The sequence below is a fragment of the Citrobacter sp. MGH106 genome (assembly GCF_001037495.1).
In the GTDB taxonomy this organism is placed as follows: Bacteria; Pseudomonadota; Gammaproteobacteria; order Enterobacterales; family Enterobacteriaceae; genus Citrobacter; species Citrobacter murliniae.
The window spans coordinates 2,709,404-2,729,664 of the sequence record NZ_KQ089822.1; the positions used below are offsets into that span (position 1 = coordinate 2,709,404).

A 20,261-nucleotide genomic window follows, 5' to 3' on the forward strand; every position below is an offset into this window, starting at 1 on the left:
CGCAAACTTTAAAGGACAACCTGCGCAATCAGGTAGGCAAAAATAACCTGAGAAATGACCATAACAAAACCCGGGCGAATGTAGCTATGGTTGATAACAAACCGCCCTATTTTAGTCGTACCTGTCCTGTCAAACGCAACACAACCAATTTGGTTGGCACCTGGAATAATGAAGTCTCCACATGTACAGGCAAGTATTGCGATTAGAAACGGCGCGGGAATATTTAGCGTAACACCTAACGGCATAATAGCAGCAACCGTTGCAGCAGGGCTCATAATAACCAGGGAGAACAAGAAAACAACCACGCCAAAGAGCATCGGAGCACCACTAACAATCCCCCCAAACACTTTTATCAGTTCTGGTTGGTAGGCATCAAAAAAGGTCGCTGTCATCCATGAAACACCGAGGATTGCTACCACCCCCATTAGACCTGCGCGGAAGACAGACCCCGTATTGAACGTATTACTGGGGACTTTGCTGACAATCATAATAAACAGCGCGGCTGTCAGCATGATCATCTGAATAACCATTGGCGTTGATAGCCTTTTCCCATCCCATGAAGGCAGAAGTCCGGTAAAAGATCCCAGGATGAGCACCAACATCACGCCAACTGCAAATATCGCGACGCCTTTTTTGGCACCTGGCGTAGCAACATACTCTTTCTTCTGCTCATTATGCATGAACTCATATTCACCAGCAGCAACACGGCGCTGAAACTCTGGATCATCTTCCAGCTCTTTACCGCGTTTGTAGACTGAAAAACTGGTAACAATTGCCGCCATAAAAAATGAAGGGAGAGCGATTGTCAGTATCTGTCCAAGAGTAATGCCGGCATATTCATGCAAAATAGCAAGCATCCCTGCGGTAGCTGCGCTCATCGGACTGGCTGCGACCGCAACACTGGCAGCAATAACAGTTGCAGATAACGCTCGTTCTGGGCGAACCTTCGCCTCCGCCGCAACTTCAGCAACAACAGGATACAATGAGAATGCAACGTACGTGGTACCGCAGAATAGTGTAAATATGGAAGTTAATATTGGCGCAACAAACGTAATAGCCTGAGGTTTTTTACGCAGTAATTTTTCAGCCACACGCACAAGATAATCAAGCCCACCTGCGGCCTGCAATATACTCACTGCCCCAATAACACAAATAATAATTAACATGGCCGTAATTGATGGTGCGGATGGTTTTAATCCAAAACCTAAAACTAATATTGTTACACCAAGCCCACCACCCGCACCGAGCCCCATTCCGCCATAGCGCCCACCGATACCAATACAGGCGAGCACAATAAATAATTGTATAAAGAATAAAGCGTCCATTTTTCACCTTAAAGCACCTCCCGAATATTGCACCCGGGAGGCATTGATTATTATGACAGGGATTACTTTAAATAAGACTTGGCATTTTCAATTTGTTTTTTAACTGCATCAGGTCCGGTTCCGCCATAAGACATTCTCGCTTTAATACAGGATTCTAAGGAGATGCTATCGTAAATATCGTTCTCAATTTTATCATCAAAAGAATGGAACTCTTCTAATGTGAGTTCTTCTAGCATCTTTTTATGTTTAATACAGTAATTCACTGCACTACCAACAATATGATGGGCTTCCCTGAATGGGATCCCTTTGCGGACAAGATAATCTGCCATATCAGTCGCATTAGAGAATCCTCTGGCAGCGGCACCACGAGTATTCTCAGAAAGAACAGTCATTTTCTCGAGCATAGGGGCCATAATTTTCAGGCTGGTTTGCAGAGTATCCATAGAATCATAGACCTGCTCTTTATCCTCACTCATATCAGTATTATAGGCGAGAGGGATCCCTTTCATGATGGTCAGCATTGCCATCAGATTTCCGTACATACGGCCACCTTTGCCCCGCATTTTCTCAGCAACATCAGGATTTTTCTTCTGTGGCATGATGCTGGAGCCCGTACAAAAATCATCAGAAAGCTCAATAAATTTGAAGTCCTGGCTGGAGAATAAAACCAGTTCTTCTGAAAGACGGGTGAGATGCATAAAACATACAGCTGCGGCTGCGGTAAACTCGACCATATGATCGCGGTCACTTACGGAATCAATACTGTTTTCTGTTGGCTTATCAAAACCCAATTCATGAGCGGTAAACTCACGATCAATTGGGAAAGTGGTACCTGCGAGGGCCGCCGCACCTAACGGACACTCACCCATGCGTTGATAGAGATCTTCGAATCGCGTCCAGTCACGGCGTAACATCCAGTAATACGCCATAATCCAGTGTGAAAGAAGAATAGGCTGACCTGTTTGTAAGTGGGTATAACCAGGCATTATCGCATTAATATTATTTTCAGCTTTGGCGATGATAATTTTTTGAAGATTGACAATATCCTGCTGAATTTCCCGAATTGTTGCTCTCATATGCATTTTAGAGTCAACGGTAGTTTGGTCGTTACGACTGCGCCCGGTATGCAACTTCCCACCAACAGGACCAATAATTTCTGTCATTCGTCTCTCAATAGCCATATGAATATCTTCATCAGCCGTATCGAAAACAAATTGCCCATCTTCAATCTCTTTATCTACCTGCCTCAGGCCACCAATGATGGTATTTGCTTCACTCTCAGTAATAATTCCCTGACGGCCCAACATTGTGGCGTGCGCAATACTCCCTTTAATATCAAAAGGGCAAAGACGCTGCTCCAGCATAATGGTCGCGTTATATGATTCGACTAGTTTATTTGTCGGCATATCAAAACGCCCACCCCATAACTTCGTAGACATAAAAACCTCCAGTATAAGTGTTGCAGAATGGTTAAATTTGGATTTAATCAGTTTTAATTCGTCCTCAGATTACAAAAGCACCATCTTAATTGTCAACAAATGAAGGCATTAAATCAATTTATACAGATATTAAATATATTTATTAAGCTTTATTACTTTCGCATTTATGGCTAAAAAATAAGATGTAGATCACATTTAAATGCAACTTGATTCAAAGTTGCATTTATTAAAGGCGCAAAAATGGAATAGAGATTATTTTATTTGGCGACAATTGAGGGGGTATGTTTATTTTGGAGGGGGCAGCAGAAACGAATTTGCCCATCAGCAGGCTGGCCTTCGGTGAGAGACATGGATGTCTCTCATTAATCCCGATGAGCTTACTCTGGTAAGTGACTTGGGTAAGCGAACGTAGTCAACGCCGAGGAAGCGTGAAGGATGACGTGTATATCAACGTGGGATACCTGGATCATGAGTGATCTGGATGGCAGGTAACGGATAAAAAACTCGGGCAAGAGAATCCCTTACAAAGAGAGGTCCAACTCCCTCTTTTATCTGGCGGCAGATGGTGCGCTACGCGATGGCGATTATTACTGATACTAAAGCAAAAAATCGCACCCCCGGCGACAAACAGCTCCCGCGCGCAGCGGTCGTTGGACACTCATACCCCTTCTTTTAGGGCTTTACTGTCTGTTGTTTTATCAGCATGTAACGGTTAATTAGCTGATGCAGATGCATATCCGTTTGCAGCATCAAGGCTTCTGGCGATTGTGCTCCAGCATCCATCAGACTCAGTTGGTACAGTTGTTCTTCAACTGGCACCGCCCGACTAAAATTCTGTGTGATGGCAAAGACCATCGATTTCAGTTCTGAGCCGGTCAGGTATTTCCCTTTGCGCTCATCCAGTGCATTCAGGCGCTGAGTTAATACCTGCAGACCACCCATGCCCTCATGCCAGCCAGAAAGCGATGATGCAGGCAAAGCGTTACTGCTGATGTAACGCTGCCATTGCACTTTCAATTTTTCAGCTTCAGTTGGTTGAGCAGTAGCAGCAAGCACAAAGCCGTAGTTTTGCAGCCACAGTGGTGATAGCTGCGCCAGCTCTGTCAGGGCGGCCTCATTTGCCACTATGGGTAACGGGCTGCTGGTTGGCGGATTTATTTGCTGCCAGCCCCACAGCCCTGCTGAACCCAGCACCAGCGTGGTCAGCACTCCCCCCACAAAACTTTTCCACGAACAGCCCGTTCCCGGCTCAGAAGATTCAGGCACAATGCGTGGTGTGGCGAGGTCTTCACGGACAATGTAAATCAGAGGTTCAGACGGAACAGCAGATACCGGACTCACTGAGCCAACAGATGACGCGGGTATGGTCACAGCTCCCGTGTCACCACTGCCTGCATCAATATTTTCGAGGCGTATCACCGCATTATGCATAAAGGCGCATAGCTCCCCTATCTGACTGGCGTTTTTTAACTCCAGACGCTGCAAATGCTTACACAAAGCATCAAGGTGCTCTTCCGCCCTGTAAACCTGTGGCAGGTCAACATAATTCAGCTCCAGCGTCCGCAACACTGAGTGCAGGCGCTGGGTGAATCCAGCGAGGATCTCCATCCTGGCATGGACCGGTTGCGGCCAGAGCGTTCCCCATTGATGCATCAACAAGGCTTCCAGAACAGCCAACCCTTCATTAAGCCCCACCAGCCCCGCCATCCGTGTGCGTGCCAGCGTATACCAGCACGCCGTTTGCAGTTCGACGCCGTTCTGGCGAAACAATGCCAGACTCAGTTGCTCAACACGTCCCCAGTCAACATCAGGCCGCGCCGGGTGTGAGAGTTTGGCAAGCTCATCACGCAGAGCAGCATAATCCGCCAGCAGGCGCGGATCGCCGCCAGTTTTAACTTTACGAGAGTGAATGTCATTCATGACCAAATATCCATTTAACCTGTATGCTTATTGCCCGATTTTTGTCACGCAGAACGACAGCGAAGAGATCAAAAGTGATTACGCACGGGTAGTCGTGCCGAGGTACTGCTGTTGTTTGAGGTGTCTCAATAGTACCCGCCCTTCGGGTTTAAACTCCGTGCCATAGCGTACCAGGCCAATACCTTTGAGTTCAGCGTCAATGGCATAACGCAGTTCGCCAGGGATTTCCTGTTCCAGCAGCACAACCGCTATTGTTTTCAGGCGCGGTTCATATTTGAGTAATACGGCCGACAGAGTCCCCATCAGCTCATGCGCCGTACCGGGCATCCCTTGCAGGATTTTGGTCATGTCCGGAAGGCCGTAGTCTGGCAGATGTGCCAGCGTCCCTGCGCGGCAGTTAAGCACGCGCTGCATGTTGTCCAGTACGGACAGGATGACCTGATTTTCTTCACTGACCTGGTGAAGGTCGAGACCACCGGAGAAATTACCCGCGAGCATCTCATACAGCGAAGGGGATTTGTGAGTCTGAGGCATTATTTATCCTTTATCGGTAACAACGTCAGATGGTTATTCCCTGCCTCAATCACCCGCGCCTTGTCCGGATCGAGTTCTTCACGGTCTATCATCAGCTTCCATGTATTTTTCACCATATCGGGATGGCGGAACAATCCCACCACGGCGACGTATTTCGCCCCCTCTTCCATCGGCATATCGAGCAGTACATCTCCACCTGGTTTAACCACCACATCGCGGGTGGCCAAAAGATCAGCCCCGAGAGCCGTTTCACTGTCTTTCAGCAGTTGCTGGTACACGCTCTTGTCGAAGGTTTTATTATCCTTGAGCTGATAAATTCGCACCACGACCGACTCGGAGAGCGTGTTGTTCTCACGTGCATCGGTGTTCAGGGCTTCGCGAGCGGTAAAATCCAGGTGTAGTACCTTAATCTTCTTGTAAAAAATGGCATTGAAGGCCGATTTAGTGCCATCGGTGACGCCCTGCGTCACCCCACAGCCTGCCAGACTGAATGCCAGCAGCGGCAGTAGACAGCACGTGGTCTTAGTTAAATTTATACGTAACACGTCGGTTTCCTTGTTGTGGTTTCGCAGGCTCCAGCCCGGTGTAATAACCCAGTTCCGTCGTAAAGGTTTGCGGGATATCGTCCAGACATTCATCGTCTTCCACACCCAGCACACCATTCATCCCAAGCCAGAATGGCCCTTCACCTAACGGCGGTACAGCCAGCAGGCGGGTACGGGTAGTCAGGGTAATTTTTGCCTTGAATCGCCAGCCCAGATAAACCCGCAACATCACCAGAAAATCCTGATACAGCAGACCATCCGGCTTCCAGCCCTGCGCTTCCTGCTTATTATCCGTGGACAGGGCAATCAGCAACTGGCTGTTGGCATCCATCGCTTCGTCACCCAGGGGCGTATTACCGTCCAGTAGAAAATCCTCATTACCGTAAAAGCCCAGAGGCTGATTCACTTCCACCGGCCGAAGACAGTAGGGGCTGACCTGCACGGTGGTATCCGGTGCAAGCAGGCTAATCAGCGACTGCATCCCCTCCTGGGTTTTACCCGGCTGACGCAACACACCCAGTAATGCCAGAAAGCGTGACACCGGAGTGGCAATTTGGTTTGCCGTGCCGGGGATCCCCAGCCCCACCAGACCCAGCAGTGACTGTGAGATACTGTCGGTACCTCCGGGTTCGAAGGCTGCCGGGTAGGAGTATTTACGCCAGATGCGGTAAAACTGGGTCAGGATGCGGTGGCTGAAGATATCCAGAAACCCCTGCAGCGCCTCATGCCCTTCCCGGCGCTGGGTAATGTCATCGAGATAGGCCGTCGGCAACGGGGAATCAACACCATACATCCCCATAAACGTGGTACGGATGACCGGCGGTTTGTTGTCATCGTCTTCATCATACTCAACCGCCTTCAGCTCACTGACCGGAAAGCCCATCCCCGGATGCGGCGCAAAGCGCACCGGATCATCGGTTGGATGGCTGGTTGAGCCCATCAATGGCCTGTCGGGATTGAGTTTCTCCAGCAACTGGCATAAGCGGTAAAAGTTAATGCGGTGAAGGTCTGCCTCCAGCCGTGGTGTCAACCGGGAATACGGCGATTGTGTTTCTCTTCCCATTCCAGGCGTTCTCCGGTCGGTTGCAGAATGATAATCAGGCGGTTAAACAGGTAGATGTCTGTGTAGAGTGCAAAGAAGCGGCTCAGCATCTCGCCGAACAGACAGATATCGCCGCGTCCGGCAAAACCATGACTGTCCAGCGTCACTTCAATCTGCACGCCGCGTACCAGGTAGCCCTGTTCAAAGCGCTCGGTTTCGCTGTGCTTCACGTCGATAATGGCTTCCAGACGGCGGCGGTTCATCTCGCTGTCGGTCCACTCATACAGCGCCAGCGTGCCGCGCAGTACATCGGCGTTATCCATCATCGAGAGAAATCCGCTTCCGAGATGGCTGAGTACGCGCCAGTGAAAACGGTCCTGCGCGGGTGGATAACAGGGCAGCGTTGGCGCACAAAGGTTGCGTACCGCAATACTGGCCGACGTGGTTTTCATCACAGTGTCGAGCACGGTACTTTGCAATGCTCTGCGAGGTAGCTGGCCATTGGTTCCGGTAAGCGTCAGCGACAGGCTTTCATCTTCCGGCACCGTGTGATTATCAAACGCTTCACCGCCGAGGATGAGCCAGGTGTTATGCAGTCCGGACGGGCCGCGGCGCACACGGGTGTGGTAGTAATATTCCGGCGCTTCATGGCGCATCATTCCACCTTTGTGGCGAAAGCTTGAGAACGGCACGTAAGTATGCTGGCTCGATGACATCACCGAATCCACGGCGTAAATCTCGGTATGGCCATCCTGTACGCGCATCGGGCGCAGCATGTACTCCGTCTGCAGTGAATTGAGCGTCAGCGGGTCAGATTCCAGCGGGAACAGATTAATTACCGGCACGCAGTTCAGACGCAGATGCTTTTCGCTAAAGCTGAAGTCATGCTCCCAGCGTTCCGCCAGTACCACGTCGATTTCAAACCAGGAAAGCTCCGTCGGAAAGGCCACGGTCTCCAGCCCACGCAGGCCCGTGAACATGAATTTCTCGCGGAAGGTAAAATATTCCAGCAGCAACTGGTAACCGCTGAAACTGCTGTTGCCCTTCGGCCAGAGGGTATCGTCATCACCAAACCCGAGTGCAGTGAAATGCCCGGCCAGCGGTCTTCTGTCCACATCACCAGGCATGCGCAGCCATATTCTGGCCACATTCATGGTGAACGCTTCATGCATGGCGCAGGCCAGTGGCGCATCAGCATTGAGATAGAAAGGAATATGGCTGAGATCGATACGGCTCCAGTCCGCGAGTTCGCTGCAGTTAAAGCGCAAAGTGACAACAGAGCGTCCATCAGGATCGGTCGACAGACGGGCATGTTCCAGCGACAACGGCTGAAGGCCGATCTCTTTGGTGGTGGTATACCGGCAACGTGTGCCTTTTTCCCCAATTGGCCGGGAAAGGACTTCGAATCCTTTGACGATACGCATCTGCTCTTTCATTTCACGCCAGTCGGGGCTGAACTCCACCACGGACATAGACGGAATGGTGCGCAGGTAGTGCGGCCACAACAGACTGACCAGCCCTTCGGTCAGTTCCGGCAGGTCATCGTCGAGCTTTTCACGTAAACGCCCCATCAGGAAGGCAAAGCCTTCAAACAGACGTTCCACGTACGGGTCACGCGCACCCGCTTTATCAAGATTGAGCATTGCCGCCTGCTCAGGATGAGCACGGGCAAATTCTTCGCCGGCTTCCAGCAGGTAGCGCATTTCAGCGTCGTAATAACGCAGGGTTAAATCTTCCATAGTTTTTATAATCTTTCATTGAATCATCAGGCGCAGAGAACGACTGCACGGGCGGGATCTAAAGCAACCAATCCGGAAAGCAGCAAATCCATTTCGACCTGCAGGCGCGTTTTATCCACGTCACTGCGACCGGCTTTAGCGCGCAGCAGCTTGAGTCTGCGGGCTTTGACTTCAAACATTAGTTCCGGCGTCCACTGTTCGAGGGTCAGTTGCTTTGCATCGCTATCAAGTTCGCGCAGCAGATGCAGCGCCATTTCGTTTTTACCGTACTGTTCGCTTACCCGAGCCATCAGCAGTCGCATCAGCCACCGATCCCGGGAAGAGGTGTATCCCGGTTGGACGAGAAGCCAGTTAAGCGCAGCTTCAATACCTTCACTGTCCGCTTTCGCCAGCACTTCAGACTCCAGCGTCAGCACATCATCACTGTCAGCGGATACGGCTGATACCGGCTTATCATTCCATCCTGACATGTCATCAAGCACACTTTCGTTTATCCAGTTCATGGTGACTTCATCAGCGAAAGGTGTGCCGTCACTGAAAGCGAGTGCTTCCAGCCCCGGCAGACGCGCCAGCAAACCTTTAATGTCACGGCAGAGAATATCGGCACGCACGCTGTCATTATCCAGTTTCACCAGCGCCTGCCAGGCATACCACTGCACATCCAGCCACAAGTGATTGACGCCCTGAGCCAGCAACGTGTCCGTATGTTCCAGCAATTCAGACCAGCTTTTCTGCAGATACAGACGTTTGAGGTGCGCCTTGTTATCGGGTTTAGGCGGGACCAGACGAGTGCGCCCGGAGGCATCCAGCGGCGGAAGTTCAGTTAGCGTATCCCAGCGAACGCTTTTCAGCAGATGATGTCCGGCCAGCCACCCTCCCGGCAGGGAGCGCAGGTATTTCGCCAGCACCTTAGCCTGATCGAGTAAATCACGTCCCGACGTGACAGCATTCATCACTGGCGCAGAAGAGTCTGACACCGTTATTGCACCCTCTTCCCGACTGGTCTGTGGCACCAGACTGTTGGCACCGCCGTTCTGTACCAGACGATTGTCCAGAGCCTGATACAACCCCCCAAGCTCCGGACGGGCATCTTCATCAAACAGTTGAAAAGACTGTTCCGCCAGAAGCAGCCCGCCTGTAATGCGCTGCATAACAGACATGTCCACTTCCGGGTATAAAGACAGGCTGTCAGTCACGCGACTGCTGCCAAGCCACTCCAGGGCAGTTTTACGGCTCCTTTCACGACGTGGATGCAGCCTGGAACCGAACCGCTCAAGCATTGCCGCCAGAAGTTCAATCCCCTGTGCAAAACCGGATTCACCGTCCTGATGCAGGCGCGCCCAGACATAAAAGGTGATAACGCGCAGATCTTTGCAGGTGCCGGTCAGCAACTTTTCCGTCAACTCGCAAATCAGTCCCGTATCAATACCGGAAAGTTTGTTGACCTCTTCGCGAATGCGCTGAAAATCGTCGTCATAGCCCGGATCTTCGCCGGTTGGCTCATTGTCGCTAATCGGCTCCAGCCAGCGCGCCCACTGAGTGCTGTGTGACCGCGCACTTGTCAGCAAAGTCTGCTCATCAGCACCGCAGGCATAAAGTACGCTTTGTAATGTCGCCATTATTCCATTCCCTTCATAGCTAAATTCCCGGCTCTGTCCAGAGTCTGCGAGGTCGCAGAGGCATCCACACTGAATATCTGCTCCGGCAGACTGAAGTTACGCAACGTCAGCAGTGCCAGCGGTCCGTTTCCGAGTTGTGAGCGCAGCACCCACTGCAGCGTTCTTCCGTCTGGCGCGGTAAAGCTCAGCATCCACTGGCTGCGATCAAGCTGCTGGCGTTTACCCTGCTCCAGCCAGCGAATAAAGCCCCAGGTGCCGCCGTAATCCCCGAACAGCCGCGCACCGGCGCTGGTCGACGTCCAGGTCAGCATCGTTCCCGGCTTCCAGGTTTCGCCCGGCCAGCGGAAAGACTGCCAGTCGGCCATCTGGTTAAAGTAATGCAGCTTCTGTCCGTCAATCGTTAACTGGGTTTCCACCACCTGCGCTGCCGGGCGGGCCTGTAGCTCAAAACTTATCCCCTGGCTGCCGTCAGTAAACAGAATGTCCGACAGTTGACTCAGTTGATTCACCGCCCGCAGAAAAGCCGGATTAAATATCAGCCCCTGGCTGTGTGCAGTGTCCGGTACCCACTGACTCCCCTCTTTGTGCAGTACGCCATTGAGCTCGGTGGTCAGGAACCGGTCGATACGACCACTGTCTTTACGGATAAACTCGGCCAGCATCGGCAGGGAAGCGTCACTCTTGCTCGCCGCAAACGGGAAACGCCCCTCAAAGGCCATGTGCCAGTTCGCCACCACCGAGCGGTTCCAGCGGTCATTCAGACTGGCGGCTGACGGTTGCAACACCGTCTCCCAGGCCTGAGTCAGCGGCTGAACAAACATCGTGTTGCCAAAACCACTCCACTCTTCCCCGAGGCTTGCCGCCACCAGGCTGCCGTACTGTTGCGTGTCGGTCAGGTCCACACTCTTGCCCTGGAAAACCGTCTGCGCAAGCGTCTGCATCATCTCCTGCGGATCAGATGCACTCGCCACCTGCTGTAGACGCAAACGTACACGTGTAATACGGGTCAGATAAGTTTGCAGGCTCAGCGTGTTGTCAGCAGACATCACATTGCTGGCTTTGTTTTTTCCCATCAGTGTCAGTAAAGGTCCGAAGGTGTCATCCAGCGGTCCCTGCGGGCCTGTGGCCGACTGGTCAATCACCGGTTTATCCTTCCCGGCGACCAGGTCTTTCGCCGACTTAATAATGGAGTCAGAAAGGCCCTCCGTCTGTTGCCCGGCCTGTCCCTGCCAGGCGATGGTGTTCATCAGGGCAATCAGCGGCGACTGACGCACATCGCTCATCAGCGTCAGCTGGTCGGTCACATCGGCGATGTTGTGCGCCGGGTTAAGTCGCAGGCTGTTGAGGAAGTTGAGCCAGCTTCCGGCAAAATCAATGAAATAGCGCTGGGTCAGACGCGCTTTCAGCGCTTCCGGGGATAGCTCCGCAGACACTGCCTTGTGGTTGTCACTCAGCACCCAGTCTATTTCATCCCGGCGAGTATTGGCCGCATTCTCAATGGCCTGCTCAATACCGCCTTCCCATGCCTGACGGGTGAACATCCCTGGAACCACCTCATCGGTGGTAAACAGACGTCGGGCATCGGTACCATTGGTCATGTCTTCCAGTGAGACATCCGCAAAGTTGCGCCGTACCGATTTGAGCATATTTTCATACAGCGTCCCTTCTGCATTGCGTCGGCCAATCTGCTGCAACAGCACCTGACGGCTCTGACTGACCAGAGAAGCATCCGGTGTGATTTTCCACTGTGGCTGATTGGGCAGTTCGGAAATGTAGAACGCCCACAGGTCTGGCGACAGGCTCTGCCACAGGCCCGTTGAAATGCCCCTGTGCGTCGGCTGTACGGTTTTCATGGTCTGCGCGTAAAACTCGCCGTCGGCTTTATCAGGACGGGCCATCATCAGCCAGGCCTTAAGCTGGTCATAGCCCGGTTTCGCCAGTTGCGCACGCCTGTCACTGTTGGGGACGGAATTTGCCAGCACGGTGAGCGTCTGCATCAGGGAGATATTCGCCGGATCACGGATCAGGTGATTGTTCGCGACGCCATACCACGGGAGCATCGCATTAAGTAGCTGCTGATTATGGTCAAGACCAAAGCGCTGATACCAGGGGGCCCCCTCCTGAACATGGTGTTGCAGACGACCCGCGTCGTTTCGCAGTTCATGTAATGCCGTCAGCTGAAAATCAGAAACGGAAGGATGTTCCACCAGGTTGCGGGCTTTTCCCGCAACAGATGAAATCTGTCCATAGTTCATGGCAAAGGAGAGTATCAGCCCCACCATCCAGACACCGATAATGGTCATCAGCGTCCAGGCGAGCGTCTGCTCCCAGGGCAGTCCGACACGGCGGCCGCGCACGCGGGTACAGTCATCAACGACGCCATCCCAGGTCACCGGCAGGGTCAGAGCATGACGCCGCGATCCAGGGATATTATTCTCAACATCAGCGTAAGCAACGACGTTTTCAGGCGATGGACTTCCCGTCAGGCTGAACATCAGGCCACGCAGCGGAATACGTTGCTGGGAGGCTGACAACCATGGCACCAGTTGCTGAGCCCAGCGGCTGATACCGCCCTCTTTCAGGTGCTGACCCAGACGTAACAGAAAGTCGTGACGGTTATTCTCAATGACCTGACTGACACCCTGCGCCCGCAACTCCGGCAGCATCCCCTCAAGCTGGCGGGTAATATCCTCTTCTTTGGCACGCAGCGGGAAGCTTGCCCCGACAGCCTGCTCAGGGCGCTTCGTCTGAGACCAGTCGCTGTCGCACAGTTTCCACAGCCAGACCGGGGCGCAATAGCGTAGCAGTTCACTGATTTTCTCCAGCCCCCGTAGGTCGCTGTCGCTGATTTGCGGCGTGAGCGTCTGCCCTTCCGCAATGACCCGGACAATCCCATCCAGCGGGCGGCCACGACGCAGTTTGCGCAGCGCGGCGTATTTTTCCTTAGCGGGCTCAGCAGTCAGACTGCCGCCGTAAATCAGAACAGTGCGGTTGCCTTCAAGCCACTGCTGGCTTTGCAGGCCGGGGAGCAGTTGATCGATAGCGGTTTCGTCACCGGTGATTAAGAGGAGACGAACTTTGCGGCGCCAGAAAAGGCCGTAGCGGCGGCGGAGATGGGAACAAAACTGACGGATCCCGTATTTATCAACACCGCCTGATTTTTTCTCGACACCCCGTGACACAGCGCTGTTTTTTGCCGATATCAGGGCTTTTGCCTTTAGATATTCCCGACCTCCGGCGATCCGGCTGGAAAAAAGAACAATCAGGAGCCATGTCAGGATCCCCACTGTGATCAGTATATCGGTGACCACCAATATATTCTGATGGGCAGAATCTGGTGTTATCCACATCCAATCAGGATGGAATTTTAGCACCAGATAAATGCCCGATCCCAGCATGAGAACCACCAGGCAAATGAGCCAGAACTGGAATTTGGTACTATTGAATAATTCTTTAATTCGCTTCACTGCGACTTACTCCTGGAAGGCGGGGTAACAACAAAATCAGACAAACGAAAAGTACTGTGGATTAAACTGGTCAGGATAAGAATTATTTGAAGATCGGATTAATAACGATAAACCACGGCAAAGGGTGTTTTTCCGATACATTCATTAATAGCTGCGGGCTACCCGAACTCCGGGCATTTTCAGCCGCCACAGCAATTGCCAGCCATGAAGACACATGTTCAGTATCTCCCGTGCGAAGATCGATATCACAGTGTTGACCGGCTGAGGAGAATTGTATTGCCGCCTGAGAAAAAATATTTTCTGCTTTATTCGTGGTTCCCATCCCAGAAAACCAGATCTGGCGGATATCTTCCGCACAGGATTTTCCCCATAACAATGCCTGTTGCAATGCGTAGCCCATTCCAAGATCTTGATGGGTCTGTTCCGGTCGATGGAGGTAGGCAATACCTTCCCATGGCTGATGAACATTCCCTTGTAGTAGCAGTGCTACAGCAGCATCGCTTGTACCATCAATCTCTTTTGTCGACAGATTTAACGCAAGCACCAGTAACACTTGTTCGTCTTCATTATTGTCAAGCCAGTTATCAATGAATCCAAGCCCATCACCTTGCGCAAAAACCAGACGCAAAGGCGCGACGATGTTTTTCTCAACCAGGTTTTGTAACGGTGCTAAACGCTCAGGAAAAGTGGCAATATCCAGATTGGTCTGCAATAAAATCGTCAGCTCACTGTTTGCCGGTAATTGATGAAAAGCCGACTGCAACGGTCCATTTAACAAAAGCGCTTTAAGTTGTTTTTCTAAACGCTGTTCCAGCGGATGCGTGATGCTATCAAATCTGGCCTGATGAATAATGGCTTGCGTTGCATTGTTCACTTGTAACGGCAGAGATATTCCATCTGTCATCAGCAATTGAGCTGATATTGATGCCGTTGCAATCGCATGAGGTAAATGAACAACCTGGGCATGTATCACCATACTACGTTGCCCACGCCAGATATCCTGCTCAATATCCTGCTGCCGGGTATCATCCCACCCATCAGCATTAAACACAGGAGCCAGATAAATAACCCAGCGCAGGACAAAAATAACTAACCAGGAAATCATCGCTGCACCAGGAAAACAAAGCCAGAATAACGGGGTTTGGCTCGAGACTCCTGAAGGCCATAGCCAGGCAGTCAGTAGACCGCTGATGGAGATCAGTACGAGTAAAACAATCAACCAACGTTTTACTGAAGGTGCGGGCTGTCGGATAGCCTTTTCAGGGGTGCAATTGAGATCTATCGGCATTATTTACTCGTCGTAGCATTGCCAAGAGAAGAAATTAGCGTACAGCCACACGTGCATTTGTAACCATGAAATGCCACTGCAACACCGTTATCTTTCATCGTTGGATGCCCTTCAGAGATGTAAGAAGGACTATGCCCCTCACGCGGACAGCTAACAGGATCGCCTTTTCGCGCAATGCCAATTCCTTCAAACTTCATCACGGAAGAGCCGGATAAGACCTGCCCTCCGTGAGTTGTTTTATCTCCGATACGAATAATACCTTTCACACTTCCCCCTTTCTCATTATTTGCAACAAACCCAACCCGAAAAAGAAATTACTAGTGCTTAATTTTTATTTCACCTAACAACGATACAAGCAGTATTAAAATAGCCAACCAAGAGTTTGATAATATTTACCCATATCCTAAACAAACATAATTAACCCGAACAATAGAGACCTTATAATTGATTCCGTAACCCCTACATCATTTTCCCTGGCATAACCCTCCACTTTCTCTATTCTGTTAAAAATTATTATTTTTTATCAGGCGCATACAATTTTGTATATGGCACCATCTCCCTAATAAATAATAAAAATAGTCGCTACAATTACATTAAAAAGATGGCAACGTGTTTCGCCCACCAGGATAACTCTTTGAGTTACTTGCCCATCGATAAACTCTGCCGCTTCTTATCCAGCATAGTGTGTGCCTTATCCATTCCCAGCATCCAGCGCCATATTGAGCAAGGATTTTGTGCAGCGCTGATATCCCAGGGGTCGTCGGGGTCTATCTGGCACATTGACTCTACCTCTGCCGTCCAGCGCGGAATTTTACTGGTGTACATGGCAAATACCCGGAATGGCCAGGCGGCGAGATACAGCACCATCAGGAATGGCACCAGAAACACTGGCGCACCATAGGTTGCGCTAAACATCAGATACCAGTAACCAAAAGAGACGCCCTCGCGTCGCCCTTCCACCGGAGGCATTATCTTCAGTACTTCCGCCACGGCCTGCGGACCTTCTTCCATATAACGACGCACAAACTCCCAGTGCGGATATAGCTGCTCTCTGCTGCTGGCGGATACCGCCAGGTGAAGGTTTTCAGAACAGTTTTACGGTCTTCCGCTAATACGTGGCCCCGGATATCGTAATATTTCCGTTTAAATTTACGCTGAACATAGCATCCTGTAGTAAAAAAATCTCATTCCAGCGCACGCTATAAACCTCACCATCAACGCTGAATACATGCACTAGCTGATGTTTACGGTCAAAACGTACCGGGTAATGTGTCCAGCGAAAACACTCGACTCGCATCAATTTAAGCATTCCCCATGCAAGTAGAAATGAAATAATCACCATAATTACCCCAAAGCTCCAAAAGAATGTATCACGTGCTCTTCCGGTCATAAGATCCTGAAACATCGTCAGAGAATAGCCCCCCCCCCCAGGAAAAAAGCAAAAAAAAACATCAGGGTTGGAACAGTAAGAAAACTCTTAACAGAATAATATTTATCGACAATTTCAGCATAATTAGAACTTAGATGAACAACAGCAACATCATCCATTACTCGCCGCCCCTGAAGGTCTATTTCTTCATTCTGAAGTAGTTGATACTTCCGCTCATCATCTACGAGTTCAATATCAGGAAAACGATACTTAATATAACTTATCATTAATCCATCATAATCCATATCACACACCTACCTGTATTATTCAGGAAAACTTCATCCTATTTACTGTAGCGTAAATCCAGCTTTGCTTTTATACACTCATAGGCCATCTTTTGGCGGGCATAGCGTGCTTCATAGACATCCCGTTTTTCATTAGCCAGCACATAGCGCCACAGGTGTTTCGGGTTGTTCGCTGCGCTGACATCAATGGGGTCATCGTGCTCAGACTGGCAGGAATCCAGCACCTCCTGAGGCCACTGCGGTATTTTACTGGTGCGCATGGCGATATAGCGAGAAAAGCTGGCGAGAAGATCCAGTGGAAACATCACCGGCAGAAAGATCCATTCCAGACGGGAGTTCATTTTCATCAGATACTGCAACCCGAAAATATACCCTTCCCTCTTTTTTTCTACCGGAGGGCATAGCGTGACAAGCTCCGAAAGCTCCTGTACGCAATCTTCTTCCATATAGCAACGGATAAACTCCCAGTACTCACCCAGCAACTTTTTGCCTGCCGTTAAAGAAACCGCCAAGCTAAAGGTGTCAATCACCGTTTCCCCATCTTCTGCCAGAATATGCCCGTCAATACCCCATTCACTGGTTCTTCCCAGAGACTTAGCCGGGGTAAAGAAAATACCCTTCCAGGGTACACTGAGTATTTCTCCGCTGACTTTATAGACATATACCATCTGATTTCTTCGGTTAAATCGAATCGGGTAATGCGTTTTTCTGAACCATTCCTTAATTAACAAACGGATTAAAAAAAATTCGATCACAGCAGTGAATGCTAACGCAATAAAACCTCCTATCAATGGGAAATTCCTATTGCCATATACGGTTTCAATAGTTGCATATCCAAAACCATACGCGACCATAACAAAAATTGAAAATGACAAAACAAATATCAATGAGCTAGACACACCAGTTCCAGAATAATATTTACAGACGGTTTCCAGATTGGTTGAGTTCATCCTGATAACAGAGGCTTCGTCATTGATGGTATTGACTCTGCGTCGTTTTCCCTGATAAAAACGGCCATTTTTTTCTTGATCCGTTAAGGGGCGGTTCAATTTATGGGCTGTGTACAGCCCCGTATAATTCATCATGCTGCAGCATCTCCCTGTTGCATCAGTTTATTAAAGGAATCCATTTCTGCTGTCTCCGGCATGATTTCTGGAATGTCTTTATCATCAACCGGGATTTGGCGCCACCACATAGACGCCAACCACTTTTGTATTTTATCCTTCTCTTTTGATGCAAAAAAAATCGCCGCACCAAAAACGAGCGCCAGGCAAACGATGATTCCCAGCGGACCCAATGTCAACCATCCCATCGCGGCAACCCAAAGGAAAGTTCCACCAGTCGTAGATGCCAGATAAGCAATGCCCATCCCCAAACTACCATTCGATTTTATTAATAGTTCATCAACCGCATGCCATGCATCAAATAATACAGCAACCACCCCTGCAGCAGCACCAATCCGCATCACTCCACGTAATGCAGTTGAAATAAATCGTTCCACCCCAGTCCCAAACTGTATCCGGACAATACCCCGTAACCGAATCAACCTGAAATTTCGCCAGACATTATTCAGCACTTCCGCCGAAGCACCAATGGAGGAGACGATATTGGCGACAAATTTACTCCCTCCTTCAAAGCCTTCAGGTAAGCCGCTGCCAATAACTGCATTCCACTGCAGCGCCATCGACAGCGTGCATCCGGCAAAGGGGATTGAAGTGGTGGCATCGCTTGCCAGCCTGTGGGTGGACATCCCTTTGGCGATGGAAAGCTTATCCCGCCAGTATTTTGGAAAAACCGACTCATTGATTTCTTCAACCGAGTGAATTGTTCTGGCTGCCGCCTGAGCCCGGCCCTCCAGCGGCGATGAGGCCAGCTGTTTTGCTTCGTCTGCATCGATCATCACGATAAAACGGCTTTGCTGCTGCCCTTCTACCGCCGACCCTGAAATTTTCATTCGCCGCATCTCGATGTCAACGTAGTGGCGCAAACGATCTTTGGCAACCCGGCCTTCCTGATCCGTCAACCCGGCCAGTTGTTCCAAAACGGCTTTGACAAAATACTTTCGTTCACCGGTCAGGCTCACTGTTTTCAGAGCATGTCCAGTAGAAGAGGCCAGCGCAATCAGCGCAGGCATCAGAATGCCATCAACCGATTTACGCGTTACAGCCAGTAGGACGCTGCTGATGGTACTGAGATAAGTTTCCATCACCAGGTGAATCCCTTCCTTCATATGGCCTGTAATATCTTTAAAGCCATCCGCAAGTTTATCCCAGGGCAGATCGTCGTAACGGCTGACTGACAGAGCACTGTTGACTTGCTGTGCCCAGGCCGTGTTATTCATTACCGTAGCACGCAGCAATATGTTGGTTGCTGTTATCGACGGTTGTGCTAACTGCTCAGAGAGATACTCAGATGCCCCTTTTTTATCCTGCATGCCGCTCACGCAGTCCTGTACGGCCTGAATAAACACGCCGCCGCTTGCAGTATCCCGCGGATCGAAATTGTGATTCAGGTAATCCAGCAAACACTGGCTTTTAAGCCACCCCAGATACATGACCACCATCGGCGACACGACCCTATGATCATACGCCTCCAGCGCTTTTTTAAAACCCGCCAGAAAGGCATTCTGTTTAGCGCGATCGATGTATTTTTCGTAAGGAGACCAGCGCTCCGCCACCGTGGATGCTAATACCTGATCATTGAGTGTATGCAGGCTGTCTGCCTGTGACGGTTGGGACGGGATCATAATGCCACCGGTTGTTTCCCATCCGTAGCGTACCTGATTCTCTGTTCTTTCATTCTGATCCAGCAGGTCGCGTTCGAACTGGGTACACATGGCATCATGGAGCCCTGAAAGGGCCGAGGAGAGCGCCAGGCCGCGTACATACTTCGCGTTGTTACTGAAATTTTTATCCAGCCGCCAGTTGCATAACGAGGAAATCTCCTGCGTTACCGCGACCGGATCATCAAGTACAATGATCCCACCTTTCCCCGGTGATAAAGACTCTGCCGCCATGATCATATTGGTTCCCTCAAGCGCATGCGCTTTCTTCCAGTACAGAGGGGTCCATTGTTTGATGTCACATCGATCCGCGCTGGCGCAATATTCCGCAACCGTCCCCGATAGCCCGGTAATATTCGTTACGTTTTCCGCACTGCCACTGTTAACCCATCTATCCAGATCAAAACGCTGCATGTACTGAGCTCGATACCCGGCGTCTTCGTGCTTTTTGCGAACAGCCTCCGTCCACTCCACTTCGCTCCAGGCAAACCAGTACACGCCGTTTTTATAGGGTGGCGGTAAAAGTGGCAAAGTGATCAATGATGCAGCGGCCAGTTCAGCAGGTTCAGTAATGCAGGGCCTTGTTTTCCCACTAGCCACCGCAGGGGGAACACTGCCTTCTTCAGGCAAGGGATAATAATAGCCTTCCTGGGTGGTGAAATAATTTATCCAGCTTCCTGCTTGTTCATTCCAGATATAGAGAAATCCTTCACGCAGAAGCCGGGTTGTGTAAGCTGTTTCCCCCTGAGCAGCCACTGTTGGAGCAGTGAACGAAGATGGAAAATCTGGAACATTATCTTCGATGCCTTTAACCCCCGCACGAACAGGCAATAGCGCAAGACCGCTACGACGACAGAAATTACAACCCTTGCTCTGGCTCATAATGA

15 protein-coding genes are annotated in these 20,261 nt (G+C 50.5%); all 15 read right to left on the reverse strand.

Annotated features, from left to right (window positions below):
* Nucleotides 1-8: 8 nt before the first annotated feature.
* The 15 genes from SK36_RS12830 to SK36_RS12905 all read right to left on the reverse strand — a co-directional run bounded on the left by SK36_RS12830 (nt 9) and on the right by SK36_RS12905 (nt 20,256).
* The gene (locus SK36_RS12830; protein ID WP_045441476.1) at nt 9-1,325 is read right to left on the reverse strand and encodes an anaerobic C4-dicarboxylate transporter family protein; all 1,317 of its coding nucleotides are present in this window, start codon (nt 1,323-1,325) and stop codon (nt 9-11) included.
* Between the two features lie 62 nt (nt 1,326-1,387).
* Nucleotides 1,388-2,764 (reverse strand): argininosuccinate lyase, encoded by a 1,377-nt coding sequence (gene argH, locus SK36_RS12835; RefSeq protein ID WP_045441475.1) that lies wholly within the window; start codon nt 2,762-2,764, stop codon nt 1,388-1,390.
* Nucleotides 2,765-3,436: 672 nt separating this feature from the next.
* Nucleotides 3,437-4,684, reverse strand: a complete 1,248-nt coding sequence (locus tag SK36_RS12840; RefSeq protein WP_048221694.1) for a VasL domain-containing protein — start codon at nt 4,682-4,684, stop codon at nt 3,437-3,439.
* 78 nt (nt 4,685-4,762) lie between these two features.
* Nucleotides 4,763-5,218: a type VI secretion system baseplate subunit TssE gene (gene tssE, locus SK36_RS12845; protein ID WP_045441470.1), complete on the reverse strand. Its 456-nt coding sequence runs from the start codon at nt 5,216-5,218 to the stop codon at nt 4,763-4,765.
* Nucleotides 5,218-5,763, reverse strand: a complete 546-nt coding sequence (gene tssJ, locus SK36_RS12850) for a type VI secretion system lipoprotein TssJ (RefSeq protein WP_045449551.1) — start codon at nt 5,761-5,763, stop codon at nt 5,218-5,220. Before tssJ ends, tssE begins: the two co-directional genes overlap by 1 nt.
* Nucleotides 5,741-6,826 carry a type VI secretion system baseplate subunit TssG gene (tssG, locus tag SK36_RS12855; RefSeq protein WP_048221695.1) on the reverse strand — a complete coding sequence of 362 codons (1,086 nt, stop codon included), beginning with the start codon at nt 6,824-6,826 and terminating at the stop codon, nt 5,741-5,743. The genes tssJ and tssG overlap by 23 nt, the downstream gene beginning before the upstream one ends.
* Nucleotides 6,790-8,544, reverse strand: coding sequence for a type VI secretion system baseplate subunit TssF (tssF, locus tag SK36_RS12860; RefSeq protein WP_048221696.1), 1,755 nt, complete (start codon nt 8,542-8,544; stop codon nt 6,790-6,792). The genes tssG and tssF overlap by 37 nt, the downstream gene beginning before the upstream one ends.
* A 26-nt stretch (nt 8,545-8,570) precedes the next feature.
* Nucleotides 8,571-10,163, reverse strand: coding sequence for a type VI secretion system protein TssA (gene tssA, locus SK36_RS12865; protein WP_048221697.1), 1,593 nt, complete (start codon nt 10,161-10,163; stop codon nt 8,571-8,573).
* A complete protein-coding gene (locus tag SK36_RS12870) occupies nt 10,163-13,630 on the reverse strand; it encodes an ImcF-related family protein (RefSeq protein WP_048221698.1) in 3,468 nt (1,155 codons plus the stop codon). Before SK36_RS12870 ends, tssA begins: the two co-directional genes overlap by 1 nt.
* An 82-nt stretch (nt 13,631-13,712) precedes the next feature.
* Nucleotides 13,713-14,918 carry a hypothetical protein gene (locus SK36_RS12875; protein ID WP_136345602.1) on the reverse strand — a complete coding sequence of 402 codons (1,206 nt, stop codon included), beginning with the start codon at nt 14,916-14,918 and terminating at the stop codon, nt 13,713-13,715.
* Nucleotides 14,918-15,184: a PAAR domain-containing protein gene (locus SK36_RS12880; protein WP_048221700.1), complete on the reverse strand. Its 267-nt coding sequence runs from the start codon at nt 15,182-15,184 to the stop codon at nt 14,918-14,920. Before SK36_RS12880 ends, SK36_RS12875 begins: the two co-directional genes overlap by 1 nt.
* A 373-nt stretch (nt 15,185-15,557) precedes the next feature.
* A complete protein-coding gene (locus tag SK36_RS12885; protein ID WP_331456588.1) occupies nt 15,558-15,992 on the reverse strand; it encodes a DUF6708 domain-containing protein in 435 nt (144 codons plus the stop codon).
* Nucleotides 15,993-16,325: 333 nt separating this feature from the next.
* Nucleotides 16,326-16,592 carry a hypothetical protein gene (locus SK36_RS12895; protein WP_048221702.1) on the reverse strand — a complete coding sequence of 89 codons (267 nt, stop codon included), beginning with the start codon at nt 16,590-16,592 and terminating at the stop codon, nt 16,326-16,328.
* 38 nt (nt 16,593-16,630) lie between these two features.
* Nucleotides 16,631-17,677 (reverse strand): DUF6708 domain-containing protein, encoded by a 1,047-nt coding sequence (locus tag SK36_RS23110; RefSeq protein ID WP_053069243.1) that lies wholly within the window; start codon nt 17,675-17,677, stop codon nt 16,631-16,633.
* Nucleotides 17,674-20,256: a T6SS effector BTH_I2691 family protein gene (locus SK36_RS12905; protein ID WP_048221703.1), complete on the reverse strand. Its 2,583-nt coding sequence runs from the start codon at nt 20,254-20,256 to the stop codon at nt 17,674-17,676. The genes SK36_RS23110 and SK36_RS12905 overlap by 4 nt, the downstream gene beginning before the upstream one ends.
* Nucleotides 20,257-20,261: the final 5 nt, after the last annotated feature.

Excerpts from the sequence above, each read along its gene's own strand:
- SK36_RS12895 (WP_048221702.1), bottom strand. The coding sequence starts at position 16,592 with ATGGATTATGATGGATTAATGATAAGTTATATTAAGTATCGTTTTCCT.
- tssA (WP_048221697.1), bottom strand. The coding sequence starts at position 10,163 with ATGGCGACATTACAAAGCGTACTTTATGCCTGCGGTGCTGATGAGCAG.
- tssF (WP_048221696.1), bottom strand. The coding sequence starts at position 8,544 with ATGGAAGATTTAACCCTGCGTTATTACGACGCTGAAATGCGCTACCTG.
- tssG (WP_048221695.1), bottom strand. The coding sequence starts at position 6,826 with ATGGGAAGAGAAACACAATCGCCGTATTCCCGGTTGACACCACGGCTG.
- SK36_RS23110 (WP_053069243.1), bottom strand. The coding sequence starts at position 17,677 with ATGATGAATTATACGGGGCTGTACACAGCCCATAAATTGAACCGCCCC.
- SK36_RS12905 (WP_048221703.1), bottom strand. The coding sequence starts at position 20,256 with ATGAGCCAGAGCAAGGGTTGTAATTTCTGTCGTCGTAGCGGTCTTGCG.
- SK36_RS12875 (WP_136345602.1), bottom strand. The coding sequence starts at position 14,918 with ATGCCGATAGATCTCAATTGCACCCCTGAAAAGGCTATCCGACAGCCC.
- argH (WP_045441475.1), bottom strand. The coding sequence starts at position 2,764 with ATGTCTACGAAGTTATGGGGTGGGCGTTTTGATATGCCGACAAATAAA.
- SK36_RS12840 (WP_048221694.1), bottom strand. The coding sequence starts at position 4,684 with ATGAATGACATTCACTCTCGTAAAGTTAAAACTGGCGGCGATCCGCGC.
- tssE (WP_045441470.1), bottom strand. The coding sequence starts at position 5,218 with ATGCCTCAGACTCACAAATCCCCTTCGCTGTATGAGATGCTCGCGGGT.
- SK36_RS12830 (WP_045441476.1), bottom strand. The coding sequence starts at position 1,325 with ATGGACGCTTTATTCTTTATACAATTATTTATTGTGCTCGCCTGTATT.